Raw genomic sequence first — 15606 nt, 5'->3', positions numbered from 1 at the left:
TTAGACCTAGACTAAAGACGGGGACCAGCCGCGTCTTAAGGCGACGTTATATGCGGCTCTGCTCCATGCGCTGCGTGGAACTGCCAACGCAACGGCAAGCACGAAAAAAACGGCGGGAGCCATGACCGAGGTTGGAGCTGAGGTAACGGAATACCAAACTGGGGGCCAAGTCTTCACAAGACCGGCGACTACGGGAAGGGGAACCTACGCAGAATCTACCGACGTGGATAATTACCTGTTGGCTCAGGAAGCCTGATAATCTTACTTTCGTACAAGCTGCCTCCATCCCGCTTGCAGGACGACGGCGGGCAGTGCCTGGTCGACCTTTGCAAAGGTCTGGAGGGGCCGGAAGCTGGGACATACAAATCACAAAACATTTCGGTGGCTATGCAGCGACAACGGCCAGCAAGCAAAATCATGAGCTCCCTGTGCCCGGCAGTTGTACGAGGCTACACCATCTAACGCATGCAAAAAAGCAGCTAGCTCTGTGGGTACAGGCTGGCTGCTCTTGGCAATCAGGACACTTTTTTCACATCTGAAAATTTATATTATCGAGGGAGAATCGTACACAACTCAGAAAAAATCGGGAAGATACGTTTGGCGGTGGGGAATGATCGCCTCCAGCAGATCCAGCGCCGCTTCATCCCCGCGCAGTCGCTCAATTTCCCACAGAAAGGCCGGCCTTTGATAGCTCATCATCATGGTGGTCAATGTAGCGATGTCGCAAGCGATCGACGGTGTGCTGGCTATGTTTGCGCCTTCACTATCCGGCATTTTTTCCGTGCGTACGCTGCCATCCGATTCTATCCGCACGGCGAACCAGGCGTTGTTCCACTCGGCGTGCTCGTCGGTGACATGCAGTTGGATCTCGGACTGCCGCTGCTTCTGACCTTCCGGCGCTGCAAACGGAAACAGCTGTAAAAATCGCTCAAGATCCACGATGCGTGCCATGAAGTAGGGCATAATCTCCTGCTTAATCCGTGGATTTTCCAGCAGAAAGGGGAGCCGGTCATCGCTTGGCGCGCTCAGCGTCACTTTATCAATCATGGAGTCGTGGTCCGCAATAAACCGCCACAATCCCTTCTGCGCCTCCCGGTTCAGCGCTACCAGCTCATGAATCTGGCATACCCGCTCCTTTACTTGGTAATACACATAACCGCACGGCGCATTGGCTGCATCGTAGTAGACCGCCGCTTGCCCTTTCTTATTGGCAAAAATACGCTGCTTCCACCACACGTCATCCCGATCCAGAGTGCCGTTATAGCGCACCGCAAAACTGCGGTAAATGCTGTTTAACAGTTCGACATCTTCGCCCGGCCGAATTACACGGCCGGCTTGAGCAGGCAGCTTCGGTAAAAGGGCAGTGGGAATCTCGTATTTTTTGGTCTCGGTGTAGGTCTCCCAACCAAACTTTCTGTAAAACGCGAATTGAAAAGGATGAAGATAGGACAGTGTTTGGCCGTTCTCCCGCATCACTCGCAGTGCGTTGCGCAGCAAACCTGCGACCAAGCCGCCGCGCCGGTACTCGGGCCACGTGGCGACCGATGCGATACCGCCCATCGCCCAACGCTTCCCGTGCAGCCAAGTATGTAACCCGAGCACCATCATGCGCGCGGCGAGTCTGCCGTCTACGTAAGCCCCCCAGTGCTCTTCTTCCTTCCATTGGGCAATCTTTTCTTCTCGGGCCTGCGGGGCCAACTCCATCTGGAACGCAAACTCTGACAAGGACAAGCTTTCCAGGTATTGCTCTTTCGGAATCAGACGGATCTCCGGCTCATTCATTTGACTACCTCCCACGATTTATATGTGACATCACGTTAACGAAGTACGGTGGGGGCATCCCACTTCTTCAACTCAACAGCGTGTTCGCGGATACAAATTCCAGCGGTGCGCATGGTACCATCAGCAGAAGAGCACAAGCGTGAGAGCAGTACACAAGTACATCTTGGCTAAGCTCGGAAGCACAGGCCTGCAACACTACCCTTTCAGCCCCGCTGCCAAAATTGTCGTACCCCGGGGCTGAACGCCAAGCGCATCCGGTTCTATCGTGATGGATACCATGTCATAATCTGCGGGTTCAAAGGTGTAATACAGGGCCCCCCGGCCGTTGTATGGATAGAATGTTCCTGCGTTTACGGGCTGATTCCCCTTGATCAACCACACCTGAAAAACCTCCTGCTGCTGGATCGGAGGGAGATCCTCCGCTTGCAGTATGAGATGCGTGCCCCTCTTATCCGACGCGATACTGGCATTGGCTTTACAGCCAAGTGCTGCAATAGTTGGGGTTAAAATAACGGTTTGGGTGGCCTTGAGCGCCTCTGCCGGCTGTTTCGCCGCGGTTAACTCCGCTTGCACGCCAGCGAGCTTCGTCTCCGACTCTTGCAGCATATTGTTAGCCTCTGCCAGGTTGGCCGTTAACAGTGTTCCATTGCGCTGCAGTTGGTAGCTCCACAGACACAGCCCGAAGACCGCAGCAGCAAGTCCCACACTGATCCATCGCCATCGTCCGGCCTTTCGTTCATTTCGCTCTGCGTATGTGGCACGTCGGCTCAGTTCCGGGGTTTCCTGCTCCTCAGATGTGAGCGCTGCCGGCAGAGCGCTTCGATTGGGGCATTCGCCTGAAATTAGCTGCACGGCCTGGCCCTGTGGCTGCCAAGCCGCCCCACCAGCCCGCTCGGCTGCAGCGGCGGCTGCTTCATTTCGCGCACCTCTGAGCACACGCTCCCGCATAGATGCAGGTATATATGTCGGCTCTGCCGCTAGCGGCAGCAAATCCACCACATGTTGAAGTTGGATCAGCTGATTGCGACATAATGCACATTCGGTCAAATGGTGCTCGAACGTAACTTTCTGATGCACCTCCAGACCATCCAAGGCATACAGTTCAACCAGCTCACACAGCTTATCAGAGTATCTGCTAGACATGCGAGGGATGCCCCCTTTCCGCGTCGGCCAAGCTCCTGGCCATTCTCTTCATAGCGGAGCGAACGAGAGCGTTCACCACGCGCGCCGGCACATTGTGCGTTGCAGCCACCTCTTGCCACGTGTATCCCTGATAATAAATCCATTCAACGACCTGCTTTTGCTCTTGCGTGAGTCCTGCGAAAACTTCTTTGCTCTGATCACCCGCAGCACCGATAACTTCAACCTCTCTGCCCGTGCCGCTTCTGTGCGGTGAAACAACTGCTTCTCGCTCCGTCACATCTGCAGGAGTACGATTTCTTTTTCGCCGAAGCAAATCCACTGCTATGTTTCGCGCGTTGGCAAACATCCAGCTTTGCAGTTGGCCCTCGGGTCCGCTGAAACGCACCTTTCGGTGCCAAATCCGTCCGAATAGCTCCAGCATAACCTCCTCCGTGAAGATTGCGTCCTGCGTTATGCGAAACACAAAATTACACAGAGGGCGCTCAAATCGGGCGTAGAGCCTTTCCAATGCCGCCGGGTTTCTACCCGCGGTGGGGTTCGTAGGAAATTGTTTTGTTTTAGCTTTGTTCACTCACCAATCCCCTTTCGTCCAACTCCCAGAGAGAAAAACCACCGCGACGACATTGTATATCTTCTCATAGAATGTGGTCATTCACGGTATATCACTGCTGTCGAATGCTCATGCAGCAGATATACATCCGCTCCATGCAAGCTATGTCGTCATTGTAACCCAAGTCTATAGGAATTTCTACGGTTGTTACCGGCTCCCAGGAACGATAATTTTGTTTGGCTGCATTATGCTTCCCGGCATGTGCCACCACTGCCCGCCGCTGCTGGCCGGGCCAACACACAATCCGCAGATCCCCCTCCGTCATATGCTGTAGTATGTCGTGTGAAAGGGGGATTTCTAATGAGCCACGTCGGCGGATTTTACACATCTATAGGTGTGATTCTGGTATTGTTTATCCTACTGGTTATTGTTTCCCGTGGTTTTGTGTGAGGCCAGCCAGCGCAAAATCCCCGGTCGAGCTCAAATGCGCTGATCCGGGGATTTCTGTTTACTTATCCATTTTCGACCATCTTGTATACGTGTGATGTTCTCTGCACATCTCATGTAACATGCATGCCCGATCATCATCCGCACACCGGATGGTGTCCACAAACCCGATCATTGTCCGCACAGCTAATCGTTGATCGGAAAAATACGAACCTGGTCTCCCGCTGCGGCTCCTCGGCCGCCTGCGGGAATGTAAATCAAACAGTCGGCATCCTTGATCGAAACCATTATGCTCGACTTGTCTTCTCCTGCCGGCTTCACGTTCACCTGCCCATTATCGAACTTCATCACACCTCTCACGTAACGCGGATACGCTGAGCCCTTCGAATAGTCCGTTCCTATAAAGCCGCTGATAGGCGAGGCAATCGCCCGCGGATGCCCCATTGCGCTGCGCAGAAATGGACGAACAAATAGCTGAAAACCAACAAAACTCGCTCCAGGATTGCCTGATAAGGCGAAAATCAGCTTATCTCGCCATACACCCACCGAGGTCGGGCTGCCAGGTCTCATTGCCACTTTGTTAAACAACAACAAACCGTCCCAACGTTCAAACAAATCGACCAGCACATCCTTATCACCAACCGAGACGCCGCCGGTTGTGACGATGCAATCCACTTCTTCCAACACATCCAACAGCGCTTGCTCCACCTGTTCCGGTTCATCAGGCAATATAGGCATAATAAGCGGAACTGCTCCAGCGTTATGCACAAGACTAGCGATCATATAGCTGTTGCTGTTGCGGATTTTGCTCGGCTGCAGCTGACTGCCAACCTCCAATAACTCCGAGCCGGTCGAAAAGATGGCCACGCGAGGCTTACGATACACATTGACGTGCTCATACCCGAAGGTGGCCAGAACAGCTGCTTCACCGGCTCCTAACGTCCTGCCGGGCTGCAGAAGGGGTTCACCTTCAAGCACCTCTTGTCCGATCGGTGTGATATTCTCCCCCGCCGACATGCGCTTGCGGATTCGCACCTCATCGTCCGAGCTCTCGGTCATTTCCAGCATAATGACGGCATCGGCGCCGTCCGGCACCGCAGCGCCCGTCATAATGCGCGCCGCCTGCCCCCTCTCGACGCGCTGCGAGGGCATCGATCCCGCCGGGATCATTTCGGTCACCTGCAGGCTAACCGAACGATCCGGCGACGCGTCGACGCTATCTGCGGCGTACACTGCGTACCCATCCACGCCAGACCGGCGAAAATGCGGCACCGGATGGCTTGCCGCAACCGGCTCCGCCAGCCTTCGCCCGAAGCTTTCGGCGAGCGGTACCCGCTCCGCCGCCTGCAGACGGGCGTATCGCAGCACCGCCTGCTGCGCCTCCTCCACCTGCACCAGCTTGCGCTGAAATCTGAAACCCGACATGATGTTATCCTCCGATCTGTGACATTCTGCGTAGTTTTTCATATATTTCTCATGCTGGACAGATCATGAACGTCAGTCAACGTCATTTTCAACATTGGACAGACCAGTACATCCGGTGTACGGTTTTATTGCGCCGGCATTTCATTGACAGCGCGCCGCCTCACAGCGATCCACCGCACCCCTTGTGATTTTGTAACAATTCCAAATCCTCAGGCGTATTCACGTTTTCTGCGAATCCCGTGCGGATGCCGCGCTGTTCCAATACACGATCCTCCACCCTAGCATAATCCAACTGCTCAAGCAGCCCAGTCATCTTGTACTGTCCCTGATCAAGCAGCTTATCAATGATACCGCGGCTTCGGCGATGGTACATGGCATGCAGCGGCTGCAGCCGGCCGCGCAGCACAGGCACTGCCGCATCATGGTCGTGAGCACTCCGCACCTCGTGCAGCAAAGCCGCAGCCGCAGCCGAAATGTAGGGCATGTCGCATGCCACCACCCACAGGTTATCGTGGTCAGCTGCCGCCATTGCTGCCTGCAGCCCGGCCAAAGGCCCTTTGCCAGGGTGCAGATCACGCACAAAACGCGCGTCCAACCGTCGCTCTTTCAGCTGACGGCACTCCAGCGCGAATAACTCAGGCTGATTTGTCACAATAACAACTTCCCCGCACAGTTTACTCATCTCGTCCAGCTGCCGATGGATGAATGCTTGTCCATTGAGCTCCAACAGGGCCTTCAGCCTTCCCCCCATGCGCCGATTCAAACCCCCAGCCAACACAACGCCTGTTATCTGCTGCCGGCTTACGCTAGTCAACGTTATTTCCTCCATCTTCCGTCAAAATTCCATCTCCGTTGTCAACGCTACTATCTCCGGCGCAATCCAAAACTATGAATTCAACTCAGCATTTAGCTTTCTTTCAAAAGACTTACGCCAGCTATCGGACAAGGCGTCGACACTCAGCAGCTCACGTATTGCCTTTATATCTCTCACGTCTGTATTCCTAAGCCGATGCGCGTCAGCAATTGTGACTCCGCCGGGATGACGCTCGACCAGACGAATGATTTCACCTGCAGTGGCATACCCTGGTTTCAGCACGCGAAAATAAAAGCCTGTGTATCCGGTCGACTGTATCTGCTCGGGCAGAGCCGGCGCCTGGTGCTTATAGCCGAGCTTAAAGCAAGGCTGTCGCGGTTGGCTGACTTGCACCACCGCTTCGCCCACGGCATACACATCTCCGACATGTATCTCCGCTTCAGCCAGCCCCGATACCGTGAAATTTTCACCGAACGCCCCGTAAACCAGCTTTCGCTGCAGCTTCTCCTCCCAAAAAGGATAATGCTCCACCGAATAGACACAAACAGCTTTGTCTGCTCCACCGTGATGGATTAGATCCGCCTGACCGTCGTCTGCTAAATTCAGCTCGGACAGCCATACCTTCCCGGCCACCGGGAGCTTAAAAATTCCGGTGTTCAGCGTTCTCCCCTGATAATTTACCGGCAGCGGCTTGCTCACGTTAATTGAAAGAAGCTGCATAGGGCATGAACCTTCCTTTATCTATCTTCGGACCAATGTGCGACTCATCAAATTACACAATTTATACTAAACCTTTTCATATCAAATGAAAAGCTTGTCCGCTCGCGCACCTCAAGCGGGTCTCGACAGCCGGTGGCCTCCGCACCAAATAACATTGACGGATCGCCAGCCCGCCTTCCTTCAAACGAAAAAGCAGCGAGTGCCAGCCTACGCACTGCCCTGCGCCAGCCAAAAAAGCATGCACCTCTCACCCGCGTGAGTCAGCACATGCAGTTTATCTCCAACATCTATAAGTAACCCATAATAATGCCTGCCGTCTCTTCTATCGCCCTATCTGTCACATTAATGATCGGACAGCCTACCTCGTGCATCAGGTTTTGCGCGTAATTCAACTCTTCCACGATCCGGTCGATGGCCGCATATTTTGCCCCGTTCGGCAAACCCACCGACTTTAGACGCTCCGTTCTGATTTTGAGCAGCTTTTCCGGATCCATAGTCAAACCGATAATCTTGCCGGCGTCGACCAAGAACAGCTCTTTAGGAGGCTTTGCCTCGGGTACGAGCGGCAGATTCGCGACCTTAAACCCTTTGTGTGCCAAAAAGATACTGAGCGGTGTCTTAGACGTGCGTGATACGCCAATCAACACAATATCCGCCTTTACCATAGCGCTCGTGTCACGTCCGTCGTCACACCGCACCGTAAATTCAACGGCATCCACCCGCCGGAAATAATCGTCGTCCATTTCATGCTGCAATCCGGGCTTTCTTTTGGGGGAATCATTGAACGTATCGATAAATGCCTGCATCATCGGGCCCATAATGTCTACCGCCCGCACGCCCAGCCGAATCGCTTCCTCGCGCATCATCTCCCGCAACTCGGGCTGCACAAGCGTATACGCCACAAAACCGCCCCGCTTTGCGGCCGCCTCCATAATCGCACGAACTTCTTCTTCATGTTTGATATGGCCAATACGTTTGGTGGTTACCTGATGGGCTTCAAACTGCCGTATCGTTGCTTTTACCACCGCTTCCGCCGTCTCCCCGACGGAATCCGAGCAGATGGTAATCTCATAACGCTGATCATCCTTCATCCGGTTCTTCTCCTTTTGCTCCCACGGTGGTTGATAACGAATGCTTTGATAAAAATCGGTCCCCAAAAAACTGATGATACTGCTAGGCTATTAACTTACGCAACCGGTGCAGCTTCTCCCGAGCCTAGCTCTGAACGCCGCATTTGTCTAAATCTTCGCAATGCAAGCTGGACATGTTCACGCAGATCGCCGTGATTATGCACCGGCGAAGTTACCCCATCCGGCACCGTGTCTTACGTCAGGAATGCGTATAATGCCAATTGGCCTAATGCTGCCATGCCGGTCTAAGGCTCTGTCGCCAGATCAAGCAATATTTGAGTCATCATTGTCTTACTAACCCGTCCCACGACCTCCCACCGCTGCCGTCCTTGGCTGGATTCGATGTGCGACGGTACCACCACAGGCAGGCTGTCCACCTGGTGATGTATCATTTTACGGGCCGCCTCCAACACCAAATCCTCCTGCTGCACATGAATGACATTCGGCTCCCTAGTCATAACCATGCTGACAGGCATTCCTGCCGCTGCATTATTGCCGATCGTAAATTTTAGCAGATCCTTCCTTGATATTACGCCGGACAGACAACCCTCCTCATCTACCACAATCAAACTTCCCACATTTTCCATAAAAAGCGACACCACAGCATCATGCACCGAGGCTGTTTCTTTCACAACCACAGGCATCGATTGCACATCTTTCACCTTCATAGATTGCAGCTTCCGGGACGCTTCGTGTCCTGGCGATATTGCCGAGCCCGGCGTATAACCTACTTTTGGCTTGGCGTCCACATAGCCCAGCATAACCAGCAAAGCAAGATCTGACCGCAGCGTAGGACGGCTTAATCCCAACATCTCTGCGATTTGCTCGCCTGTGATAGGTGCGTGTTCCTTGACAAGTTCAACAATATGTAATTGACGGGCTGTCAGTTCGATGGCCGGAACCCCCTGTCTTCATCTCAACTATCAATTATATTGTATCAAAAACGGCTGTTGTTTAGTAGAAAAAACGCATACCCACGATTTATTGTGTGATATAACACCTAATATGCTTGAATTATGACTTCCTATTCGATTGATTATTGCATAATTATGACGTATTAATTATACTATATTCATTGATACAATCATTTTGTAATTCCTGCAAAAAAGAAACGGAGGACTGTCTTATGGAGAGGGAACTAGCACTTGAAATCGTCAGAGTAACCGAGCTTGCCGCCTTATCTGCAGCGGAATGGATGGGACGTGGAGACAAAATTCAGGCAGACGGGGCAGCCACTACCGCAATGCGTACCATGTTTGATTCCGTTTCTGTGCAAGGAACCGTGGTTATAGGCGAAGGGGAGATGGATGAAGCCCCAATGCTCTATATCGGAGAACAAGTAGGCAATGGACAAGGCCCGGACGTAGACATCGCGGTAGACCCGCTGGAAGGTACGGAACTAGTGGCCAAGGGGCTTAACAATGCGTTGGCCGTTATAGCCATGGCAAACAAGGGCTCTCTGCTGCATGCTCCTGATATGTATATGGAGAAGTTAGCCGTTGGTCCAGCTCTGGCCGGCAAACTTCATTTGGACGACCCGTTAGAGGCCACATTAAAAAAAGCCGCGCATCATCTCAATAAGCCGCTCAGTAATCTGACTGTTATGATTCTAGACCGGGAACGGCACCAAGGTATGATTCAAACGCTGCGCCGTGTCGGCGTGCGCATCAAACTGCTCAGCGACGGCGATGTGGCCGGCGCAATGGCGCCGGCCTTGTCCGAGTCGGGTATCGACCTGTACGTCGGCTCAGGCGGTGCGCCGGAAGGTGTGCTTGCGGCGGCGGCACTGCGCTGCCTTGGCGGTGAACTGCTCGGCCGCCTCATGCCCTCTAGCGATGAGGAGTTGATACGCTGCCGCAAAATGGGCATTCACGATCCCCTGAAACTGCTTACGATGGAGGACATGGTAGGAACCGAGGACGTCTTTTTTGCAGCAACCGGCATTACGCCTGGAGAATTTCTGGCAGGTGTGCAGTACTTGGGCAATCAGCGCGCTGAAACGCATTCCATCGTGATGCGCGCAAAAACCAAAACCGTCCGTTTTATCCGGTCCATCCACTACCTGCCCAACAAACCGTTGATCAATGTTGTCCAACCTGGCGCGGCGGATCGCCGGTCAGCCTCCGACCTGAATGACTTAGTCAGCAAGTTTTAACCACTTGGAGGCCCTAGCGGCGCGTGCCAAAACTGCATCAGCACCGGGCAAGATGGTAACTATGGAACAACACAGCGCAGACACATAGGCCCGACATACCGCCTTGTTCATTGATCTGGTGTAACCATTTGATCCGGTACGGTATTGTTGATCTAGTTTGCAGCGGATCGCATTTACTTCCCAGGGTGCACCGGGAGTGCGGCGGATTGCGCTCTTCCATGGGCGCACCGGACTTAGCCGTGGAGTGTGCTCTCTCCATTGGCACATCGGACTTAGCCGTGGATGGTGCTCTCTCCATGGGCCACCGGACTAGCCGTGGAGTGTCCTCTCTTAACGGGCGACCGGACCAGCCCCGGATTGTGCTCTCTTATGGCACACCGGACTAGCCGCGGCAGTCCTCTCTCCATGGGCGACCGAACTTAGCCGTGGAGTGTGCTGCTCCATGCGCCACCGGAGTAGCCGCGGATGGTGCTCTCTCCATGGGCGACGACACACACACCATTGGCGGCTCGGCAGACAGAACCACCAAAGCTGTACCGGGTTGCCCTTCTTTCGTGTGATCTATAGCTGCATTCGTCTCATCGAGGGCGGTTGACTCTCTCTGGTCATCTTTGTCTCAATCGTCACACACATCGTCACTTCTCCGGGTGACCTGTATTTCCTTACTGTGATCTATACACTACAGTGGTCTCATCGACGGCGTGCGACTCTCTCTGATCATCTGCGTCTCTCCGCCAAACGCATCCGCGCTGCTCCCGGTGACCGTAGTTCTTTATGTGATCTATAAACTACATTGGTCTCATCGACGGCGCAGCCTCTCGCTGATCATCTTCGTCCCGACCGCCACACCTAGTGTTCCGGGTGACCTTATGCCTCTCGCTGATCATCTTTCTCGACCGGCGGTACATACCAGAATTGCTGGGATTGACGTTCCCCCCGGACCACTATCACTCATGTCTCGTATCACCGGCGTGCGCCTGCTCCGCAAATGTGGCGTAGTCCGGTGGCAGCCCAGTGTTGCTCCGGATGATTGACCTTCCTTCTCAATGTGATAGTATGACTACATGAGTTCATTACTGTCGGAAGAAGGGTAACGCATGAGTTTATTATTTTACGCCGCGGTCGGCCTGGTGGCTGCGACCTTGGGCAGTCTGGTGGGTCTCGGGGGCGGTGTTATCATTGTGCCTGCCCTCGTTTATTTAGGTCCTGTGTTTGTTGGAGCTGAGATTTCCGTAGCCACAGCGGTGGGAACCTCCCTAGCTGTTCTTATTTTTACAGCTCTCTCATCCACGATGACCTTTGTTAAGCAGGGCAGGGTGGACTTCAAAAGTGGATGGTTGTTTTTCATCACGTGCGGTCCTGGCGCCATGCTGGGCTCCTACACTACACAATTTGTGGACGCCGCATCTTTTCAGCTTTATTTTGGACTTTTTATGCTGGTAATGGCGCTTCTTCTCGTTTTACGCGATTACATCAAACCTCTGAACGTGCAGTGGCGTGTAAAAAAACAATACACAGATCCGGAAGGGCTGGTCCATAACTATGGCTACAGTTTCGTGCCTGCGTTGTTCATTGGTTTAGCTGTTGGATTTATTTCCGGTTTATTCGGTGTCGGCGGTGGCTCTTTATTCGTGCCGGCTATGGTTCTGCTATTTCGATACCCGCCCCATATCGCAACGGCGACCTCCATGTTCGTCATCTTTCTCGCCTCAATTATGGGCACAATAACACATTTAAGCCTCGGTGAAGTCGACCTGTGGATGGTCATCTGCCTCGCGCCGAGTGCACTGCTCGGTGGCTGGCTGGGAGCCAAGATAGCCAGTGCATTAAGCACAAAAAAACTTATGTGGGTGCTGCGTATCACTTTCTTGCTGGTTGCCGCGAAAATGATCTGGGAAGGCATTCGCGCGGCATAGCAGCAAGAGCACATTCGGGTTCGGCACACAGCGGTGTGGAGCGGTGTGAAACGTGGGCAAGATTGTCAGCCGTCATGTGGTGCGAGAAGGAGACTCCGCGGTCTACGTCCAATAGGCTGCCGTCTCCTCACCTCGCCCGCCTCTTCGCCTTGCCGTCCACTTGCCCGCTCACATACGACCGATAACGCCTTTTCCTCACTCAGTAGCACGCCCTCTAGGCTTGCCTGCTACTTGCGCGCTCACATGACGCCAACGGCGCCTCTGCTCGACCCGCAGAACCTCCATCGGCGTGCCTTCACCTGGGTCCGTTATCTGTCAGTCATACTCCGTACCAGCGATAACCGGCCCCACTTCATTTCTGTGTCTCTGTTAGCCTCTGCTCCGCCATCCGAATCATTTCCCTTACCATATTGCCACCGATGTGGCCTCCGACTTTGCCGGCTTGCTCCGCCTGTATTTTGCCATTGTACCCCGGCTCGAGAGGAATGCCAAGCGTGCGGGCAACTTCATATTTCACATTTTGTGGCTGGCTCATATTGACCTGATATCCACGTTCACGCATTACGTTGCCTTTGAAAAACTCCAAACTCACTGCCGCCTCAGGGACTAACAGTCTATTTTTGTTCCTGCGTCTCACCATGAGAGGGTCTCCTTCCAGCTTCCGTTCGTTGCCACCCAAGAAGCTAGCGGTCTGTGTGTCGCTCGTCGGCATCTCGCCATCTAGCGGCACACTGTGTGGGGGTAGTTTCTAGGTTTAATTTGGCACGTGATCAACCTGCTCGATCTATTCTACGCGAGAATGAATGTATATGGCTTACGGTAGAAACACTATAGGCGAACATTTGTGTCAATCACTTTGGTTTTTATACCTTCTCCATTTGCCGCCGCCGGTCGAATAAATTCACATGATGGTGATAAATCGATAGGTTCTGCACATATCAGTTAGTTTTTGTAAACATATCGCAAACACTGACCATATGTCAGTGTTGATACTTAAACACTCGGCTTCGACAGTCTGCCTTGATGCTTAGGATTGACGAGAAAACAGTACCCCATACTGGCAGATAAAGTGGATTGTCGCAATGCACCGCATGGTACACGCACCTGTGTGAATGGACAATGAAGGGTAGTTAGCCTGCTATCCCCATCGAACACAACAAATCTCCGCCCGTGGCCTCAGCATTATTTAGTGTGAAGTCCGCCTGTCGCTCCACATACCCTACACGCTCAGTCACAGCTAGGATGGACACCCTCCAGAGCGGGGCTACCGCGCACGTGGTTCGACAAGCCCAAATCGACACAGACACTGGTCTCAAATACGTCCTCATCCGGTCGGTAACTGGCTCTCGTCCGTTTCAGTAGGACCACGACCCACAGCGGGCGTTGCTGGTGGGTGAGTGCCGGCATGGTACTGCAGCCGGATAGCCTCAGCGATCAATCGTTGTCCGCAGGCCGTACTCGACGGTGCCAGCCGACAGGCAACAAACACGGCACGCCCTCCCCCTAATCCAACCGCCCCAAGCATATAAAAAAAGCCCGGCCATTGGCCAAGCTTGCGTCGTCATTACCGCGAAGTTACCCCATCCGGCACATATACTACGCCTTTATCGTCGAATTAAATACAAAAAAACCTTGGAAAATAAGCTTTCCAAGGTTTTTCCTAATGCCGGTGAAGGGACTCGAACCCCCACGGTTTCCCTCACGATTTTGAGTCGCGCGCGTCTGCCAATTCCGCCACACCGGCTTGTTGTGTTCCGAGTCAACAGTTATAATGCATCGCTCAGAATTATTATCAGATGAAAAGATGAATGGCGTTCCCTGAGAGATTCGAACTCCCGACCTTTTGATTCGTAGTCAAACGCTCTATCCAGCTGAGCTAAGGGAACAGGTCGTATTATTATGGTGCCGAAGACCAGACTTGAACTGGTACGGTGGTCACCCACCGCAGGATTTTAAGTCCTGTGCGTCTGCCGATTCCGCCACTCCGGCACGTAAAAGATTTGGAGGCGCCACCCAGACTCGAACTGGGGGTAAAGCTTTTGCAGAGCTCTGCCTTACCACTTGGCTATGGCGCCACAAATGATGGAGCGGAAGACGGGAATCGAACCCGCGACCCTCGCCTTGGCAAGGCGATGCTCTACCGCTGAGCCACTTCCGCATGATTACACTGGGGATCAAGGATTCGAACCTTGGCATGACGGAGTCAAAGTCCGTTGCCTTACCGCTTGGCTAATCCCCAATATTAAGAGTATGGGGCGATCGATGGGACTTGAACCCACGARTGCTGGAGCCACAATCCAGTGCGTTAACCCCTTCGCCACGACCGCCRCAGTTAGAATTAAAGCTGGCAGGGGCAGCAGGAATCGAACCCACACCAAAGGTTTTGGAGACCTTTGTTCTACCTTTAAACTATGCCCCTATAATGGTGGAGGCTGATGGATTCGAACCACCGAACTCGTAGAGAGCAGATTTACAGTCTGCCGTGTTTAGCCACTTCACTAAGCCTCCATATTTAGTTCAAACAAAAGCATGGTGCCGTCGAGAGGACTTGAACCCCCAACCTACTGATTACAAGTCAGTTGCTCTACCAATTGAGCTACAACGGCTTAGGATAAAAATGGTGGCTCGGGACGGAATCGAACCGCCGACACGAGGATTTTCAGTCCTCTGCTCTACCGACTGAGCTACCGAGCCTTTCAAAGCAATTGAGAATAATGGCGGAGCCGACGGGATTCGAACCCGCGGTCTCCTGCGTGACAGGCAGGCATGTTAGGCCTCTACACCACGGCTCCACACTAATTTCGAAGTATAATTACTTCGATGCTGATTGGTTGCGGGGGCAGGATTTGAACCTGCGGCCTTCGGGTTATGAGCCCGACGAGCTACCGGGCTGCTCCACCCCGCGTCAATCAAAAGATTATGGTGGGCGCTGACGGGATCGAACCGCCGACCCTCTGCTTGTAAGGCAGATGCTCTCCCAGCTGAGCTAAGCGCCCATAATCCATTATAACATATTTGGTGACCCGTAGGGGATTCGAACCCCTGTTACCTCCGTGAAAGGGAGGTGTCTTAACCCCTTGACCAACGGGCCACACTGTGTAAAAGAACGCTACGGAGAGAGAGGGATTCGAACCCTCGAGACGCTTGTGACGCCTACACGATTTCCAATCGTGCTCCTTCGGCCAACTCGGACACCTCTCCATATGGCTCCCCGAACAGGACTCGAACCTGTGACAACTCGATTAACAGTCGAGTGCTCTACCAACTGAGCTATCAGGGAATATTCTAGTACTCCAGGCTTGCCCCCTGAAAACTAGAACCGAAACAACAGCGTGAGCAACGCTTGCTCTGTCGATGCGTGTGGCATGACAGTATATTAGTTGGATAAGCCCTCGACCGATTAGTATTCGTCAGCTGCACACGTTACCGTGCTTCCACCCCGAACCTATCAACCTCGTCGTCTACAAGGGGTCTTACATACTGGGAAATCTCATCTTGAGGGGGGCTTCGCGCTTAGATGCTTT

Annotated in this window: 12 protein-coding genes, 17 tRNA genes and 1 rRNA gene; 3 read left to right on the top strand and 27 right to left on the bottom strand. The window is 53.3% G+C overall.

The window, feature by feature from the left end; all coding sequences use genetic code 11:
* Positions 1 to 573: 573 nt before the first annotated feature.
* The 3 genes from CBW46_RS07405 to CBW46_RS07395 all read right to left on the bottom strand — a co-directional run bounded on the left by CBW46_RS07405 (position 574) and on the right by CBW46_RS07395 (position 3496).
* On the bottom strand, positions 574 to 1782 hold the full coding sequence (locus CBW46_RS07405; protein WP_089199387.1) for a GNAT family N-acetyltransferase: 1209 nt from the start codon (positions 1780 to 1782) through the stop codon (positions 574 to 576).
* Positions 1783 to 1977: 195 nt separating this feature from the next.
* The gene (locus CBW46_RS07400) at positions 1978 to 2925 is read right to left on the bottom strand and encodes an anti-sigma factor (protein WP_089199386.1); all 948 of its coding nucleotides are present in this window, start codon (positions 2923 to 2925) and stop codon (positions 1978 to 1980) included.
* Positions 2918 to 3496 carry an RNA polymerase sigma factor gene (locus tag CBW46_RS07395; RefSeq protein WP_089199385.1) on the bottom strand — a complete coding sequence of 193 codons (579 nt, stop codon included), beginning with the start codon at positions 3494 to 3496 and terminating at the stop codon, positions 2918 to 2920. The genes CBW46_RS07400 and CBW46_RS07395 overlap by 8 nt, the downstream gene beginning before the upstream one ends.
* Before the next feature lie 339 nt (positions 3497 to 3835).
* Here CBW46_RS07395 and CBW46_RS21710 point away from each other — a divergent pair, with 339 nt between their 5' ends.
* Positions 3836 to 3925: a sporulation protein YjcZ gene (locus CBW46_RS21710; protein ID WP_089199383.1), complete on the top strand. Its 90-nt coding sequence runs from the start codon at positions 3836 to 3838 to the stop codon at positions 3923 to 3925.
* A 183-nt stretch (positions 3926 to 4108) separates the two neighbouring features.
* On the opposite strand, the gene CBW46_RS07380 is transcribed toward CBW46_RS21710, so the two are convergent.
* From CBW46_RS07380 to CBW46_RS07360, 5 genes are all read right to left on the bottom strand, one after another.
* Positions 4109 to 5347 (bottom strand): molybdopterin molybdotransferase MoeA, encoded by a 1239-nt coding sequence (locus CBW46_RS07380; protein WP_089199382.1) that lies wholly within the window; start codon positions 5345 to 5347, stop codon positions 4109 to 4111.
* A 160-nt stretch (positions 5348 to 5507) separates the two neighbouring features.
* Positions 5508 to 6161, bottom strand: a complete 654-nt coding sequence (gene mobA / locus CBW46_RS07375; RefSeq protein WP_165842223.1) for a molybdenum cofactor guanylyltransferase — start codon at positions 6159 to 6161, stop codon at positions 5508 to 5510.
* Positions 6162 to 6233: 72 nt separating this feature from the next.
* A complete protein-coding gene (locus CBW46_RS07370) occupies positions 6234 to 6881 on the bottom strand; it encodes an MOSC domain-containing protein (protein WP_089199380.1) in 648 nt (215 codons plus the stop codon).
* A 287-nt stretch (positions 6882 to 7168) separates the two neighbouring features.
* The gene (locus CBW46_RS07365; protein WP_089199379.1) at positions 7169 to 7972 is read right to left on the bottom strand and encodes a pyruvate, water dikinase regulatory protein; all 804 of its coding nucleotides are present in this window, start codon (positions 7970 to 7972) and stop codon (positions 7169 to 7171) included.
* A 284-nt stretch (positions 7973 to 8256) separates the two neighbouring features.
* On the bottom strand, positions 8257 to 8904 hold the full coding sequence (locus CBW46_RS07360; RefSeq protein ID WP_089199378.1) for a helix-turn-helix transcriptional regulator: 648 nt from the start codon (positions 8902 to 8904) through the stop codon (positions 8257 to 8259).
* Between the two features lie 233 nt (positions 8905 to 9137).
* Here CBW46_RS07360 and glpX point away from each other — a divergent pair, with 233 nt between their 5' ends.
* Both glpX and CBW46_RS07350 read left to right on the top strand, forming a co-directional pair.
* On the top strand, positions 9138 to 10166 hold the full coding sequence (gene glpX / locus CBW46_RS07355) for a class II fructose-bisphosphatase (RefSeq protein ID WP_089199377.1): 1029 nt from the start codon (positions 9138 to 9140) through the stop codon (positions 10164 to 10166).
* 1097 nt (positions 10167 to 11263) lie between these two features.
* A complete protein-coding gene (locus tag CBW46_RS07350) occupies positions 11264 to 12082 on the top strand; it encodes a sulfite exporter TauE/SafE family protein (protein ID WP_089199376.1) in 819 nt (272 codons plus the stop codon).
* 352 nt (positions 12083 to 12434) lie between these two features.
* On the opposite strand, the gene CBW46_RS07345 is transcribed toward CBW46_RS07350, so the two are convergent.
* The 19 genes from CBW46_RS07345 to CBW46_RS07255 form a co-directional block, all read right to left on the bottom strand.
* Positions 12435 to 12722 (bottom strand): alpha/beta-type small acid-soluble spore protein, encoded by a 288-nt coding sequence (locus tag CBW46_RS07345; protein WP_089199375.1) that lies wholly within the window; start codon positions 12720 to 12722, stop codon positions 12435 to 12437.
* Positions 12723 to 13746: 1024 nt separating this feature from the next.
* Positions 13747 to 13826, bottom strand: a tRNA-Leu gene (locus tag CBW46_RS07340).
* Positions 13827 to 13891: 65 nt separating this feature from the next.
* Positions 13892 to 13968 (bottom strand) — tRNA-Arg (locus CBW46_RS07335).
* A 14-nt stretch (positions 13969 to 13982) separates the two neighbouring features.
* Positions 13983 to 14071, bottom strand: a tRNA-Leu gene (locus tag CBW46_RS07330).
* A 12-nt stretch (positions 14072 to 14083) separates the two neighbouring features.
* Positions 14084 to 14157, bottom strand: a tRNA-Cys gene (locus CBW46_RS07325).
* 8 nt (positions 14158 to 14165) lie between these two features.
* Positions 14166 to 14240, bottom strand: a tRNA-Gly gene (locus CBW46_RS07320).
* A 9-nt stretch (positions 14241 to 14249) separates the two neighbouring features.
* Positions 14250 to 14321 (bottom strand) — tRNA-Gln (locus CBW46_RS07315).
* Positions 14322 to 14333: 12 nt separating this feature from the next.
* Positions 14334 to 14409, bottom strand: a tRNA-His gene (locus CBW46_RS07310).
* An 18-nt stretch (positions 14410 to 14427) separates the two neighbouring features.
* Positions 14428 to 14501: transfer RNA gene (locus CBW46_RS07305), tRNA-Trp, on the bottom strand.
* 4 nt (positions 14502 to 14505) lie between these two features.
* A tRNA-Tyr gene (locus CBW46_RS07300) sits at positions 14506 to 14590 on the bottom strand.
* Between the two features lie 22 nt (positions 14591 to 14612).
* Positions 14613 to 14688 (bottom strand) — tRNA-Thr (locus tag CBW46_RS07295).
* A gap of 12 nt (positions 14689 to 14700) precedes the next feature.
* Positions 14701 to 14776: transfer RNA gene (locus CBW46_RS07290), tRNA-Phe, on the bottom strand.
* A gap of 21 nt (positions 14777 to 14797) precedes the next feature.
* Positions 14798 to 14874, bottom strand: a tRNA-Asp gene (locus CBW46_RS07285).
* A gap of 36 nt (positions 14875 to 14910) precedes the next feature.
* Positions 14911 to 14987: transfer RNA gene (locus CBW46_RS07280), tRNA-Met, on the bottom strand.
* A 15-nt stretch (positions 14988 to 15002) separates the two neighbouring features.
* Positions 15003 to 15078: transfer RNA gene (locus CBW46_RS07275), tRNA-Val, on the bottom strand.
* A 20-nt stretch (positions 15079 to 15098) separates the two neighbouring features.
* Positions 15099 to 15173, bottom strand: a tRNA-Glu gene (locus tag CBW46_RS07270).
* 21 nt (positions 15174 to 15194) lie between these two features.
* Positions 15195 to 15283, bottom strand: a tRNA-Ser gene (locus CBW46_RS07265).
* A gap of 3 nt (positions 15284 to 15286) precedes the next feature.
* A tRNA-Asn gene (locus CBW46_RS07260) sits at positions 15287 to 15362 on the bottom strand.
* A 100-nt stretch (positions 15363 to 15462) separates the two neighbouring features.
* Positions 15463 to 15606, bottom strand: a 23S ribosomal RNA gene (locus tag CBW46_RS07255); the annotation flags it as partial.

The organism is Paenibacillus xerothermodurans, assembly GCF_002220865.2.
GTDB lineage: Bacteria > Bacillota > Bacilli > Paenibacillales > NBRC-103111 > Paenibacillus_S > Paenibacillus_S xerothermodurans.
This window is presented reverse-complemented; position numbering and strand designations above follow the sequence as displayed.